A 2272-nucleotide genomic window follows, 5' to 3' on the forward strand; every position below is an offset into this window, starting at 1 on the left:
TGGAACACGCCGCCGTGCAGCGGGCGCGGGCGGATCCGCAGGCCGTCCTCGGTCTCGCTGACGTCGCCGCCGAGGTCGTTGATCTCCTTGGCGAGTCACGCAGGTAGTACAGCTTGGCGCGGCGAACCGCACCGCGGGTCACGACCTCGATCTTCTCGACGACCGGGGTGTGCACCGGGAAGGTACGCTCCACGCCGACGTTGAAGCTGACCTTGCGGACGGTGAAGGTCTCACCGATGCCGGAGCCGTGGCGGCGGATGACGATGCCCTGGAAGACCTGGACACGGGAGCGGTTGCCCTCGATGACCCGGACGTGGACCTTCAGGGTGTCACCGGCGCGGAAGGCCGGGATGTCGGTGCGCAGCGAGGCCGCGTCGACAGCAGCGAGCTTGTTGCTCATGTTGCTCTCCATCGCAGGCGCCACGGGCCGCCCACGGAATGTCGTCACAATGGGGTCTGCTGCGGGCCGCATCGGCTGACGGCGATCCCCCCGTGGCGGGGGCGCCGGTCCACGTGCCCCTACGGGAGGGAACCAGCGACAGACAGCAGTCGCCTATTCTTCCACACCATCGCCCACGGACCGAAATCGGCCCAGCTCCTCGTCCCAGGCCAGGCCGAGGATGCTGAGCGCCTCGCGGTCCTTCTTGTCGAAGGAGCCGTACTGCCAGCGCTCGACCAGGTCGGGCCGGTTGGCCAGGGTACGGGCGAAGGCCTGCTCCCGGCGCCAGCGGGCGATCTTGCCGTGGTTGCCGCTGAGCAGCACCTCGGGCACGGTCCGGCCGCGCCACTCGGCGGGCTTGGTGAACACCGGGCCCTCCAGCAGATCGGCCATCGCGCCGGGGGCGAAGGAGTCGTCCCGGTGGGACTCGGCGTTGCCGAGCACGCCGGGCAGCAGCCGGGCGATCGCCTCGACCATCACCAGCACCGCGACCTCGCCGCCCGCCAGCACGTAGTCGCCGATCGAAACCTCGACCACCGGCATCCGGGTGGCCGCCTCCTCGATCACCCGGCGGTCGATGCCCTCGTACCGCGCGGGCGTGAACGCCAGCCAGGGGCGGCCGGCCAGCTCCTGGGCGAGTGCCTGGGTGAACGGGCGTCCGCTCGGGGTGGGTACGACCAGCGTGGGCACCTCGCCCTCGGGGCCGCCGGCCACGACCGCGTCCAGCGCCTCGCCCCACGGCTCGGGCTTCATCACCATGCCGGGGCCGCCGCCGTAGGGACTGTCGTCCACCGTGCGGTGCACGTCGTGGGTCCACTCGCGCAGGTCGTGGACGTGCACGTCCAGCTGGCCGCGGGCGCGGGCCTTGCCGACCAGCGAGATGTTCAGCGGCTCCAGGTACTCGGGGAAGATCGAGACGACGTCGATCCTCATCCCGGCCTGCACGGCCGGGGCGGCGTCCCGGTCGGCATCCGCGCCGGGCTCCGCCGGAGTCTGCTCGAACGTCACTGCGACTCCCCGGACTCGCCCGAGGCCTTGGACTCGCCCGACTCGCCCGACTCGTCCGATTCCCCCGACTCGTCCGACTCGCCCGGCTTCGCCGGTTCCTCCGTCGCCGAGCCGGCGACCTCGGCCCGCTCGGGGTCGATCAGCCCGGCCGGCGGGGTGATGACCGCCCGCTGGTTCTCCAGGTCGATGGTCGGCACGATCTGGCTCACGAACGGGACCAGCACCTCCGTCCCGTCGGCCTTCCTGACCGTGAGGAGGTCCTGGTACGGCAGGTGGACGACCTCCGTCAGCTCGCCGACCGGGGTGCCGTCGAGCAGCACCACGTCGAGGCCGATCAGCTGGTGGTCGTAGTACTCCTCCGGGTCCTCGGGCCGCTCCTCCGGGTCGACCTCGGAGATCAGCAGGGTGCCCCGCAGGGCCTCCGCCGCGTTGCGGTCCTTCACGCCGACGAAGCGCAGCAGCAGCCGGCCACTGTGCACCCGGCCGGATTCGACGGTCAGCGGTCCGACCGAGGCCGGGTCGGTGAGCAGGACGGCACCGGGGCCGAGCCGGAGTTCCGGCTCGTCGGTGCGGACCTCGACACTGACGTCCCCCCTGATGCCGTGGGCGCGGCCGATCCTGCCGACGACGAGCTGCACGGTGATCGTTCTCCTGGAGTTGCTGAGCGGGAAGGCAGAGAGAAGTGGGCTGGGACGGCCGGCGGGAGCCGGAACGGCCAGCAAAAAGGCCGACCGGGACGACATGCGTCCCGGTCGGCCTCAATCCCGACGGCGGAACGAGCACCGGCGTCAGCGAAAGTTGTCCACGACGACGAGGTCGACCCCG

At 71.4% G+C, this 2272-nt stretch carries 2 protein-coding genes and 1 pseudogene; all 3 read right to left on the minus strand.

Features of this window, described 5'->3' with window-relative positions; genetic code table 11:
• Positions 1–94: 94 nt before the first annotated feature.
• Positions 95–400, minus strand: a pseudogene (rplS, locus tag ABT247_RS33105) (50S ribosomal protein L19); the annotation flags it as partial.
• A gap of 153 nt (positions 401–553) precedes the next feature.
• Positions 554–1372 carry a tRNA (guanosine(37)-N1)-methyltransferase TrmD gene (trmD, locus tag ABT247_RS33110; RefSeq protein ID WP_350750250.1) on the minus strand — a complete coding sequence of 273 codons (819 nt, stop codon included), beginning with the start codon at positions 1370–1372 and terminating at the stop codon, positions 554–556.
• A 71-nt stretch (positions 1373–1443) separates the two neighbouring features.
• Positions 1444–2085 carry a ribosome maturation factor RimM gene (gene rimM, locus ABT247_RS33115; RefSeq protein WP_350750248.1) on the minus strand — a complete coding sequence of 214 codons (642 nt, stop codon included), beginning with the start codon at positions 2083–2085 and terminating at the stop codon, positions 1444–1446.
• Between the last annotated feature and the right edge of the window lie 187 nt (positions 2086–2272).

This window comes from Kitasatospora sp. NPDC001539, from assembly GCF_040298565.1.
Taxonomy (GTDB): domain Bacteria; phylum Actinomycetota; class Actinomycetes; order Streptomycetales; family Streptomycetaceae; genus Kitasatospora.

Coding starts and splice junctions, on each gene's coding strand:
- trmD (WP_350750250.1), bottom strand. CDS start 1,372: ATGAGGATCGACGTCGTCTCGATCTTCCCCGAGTACCTGGAGCCGCTG.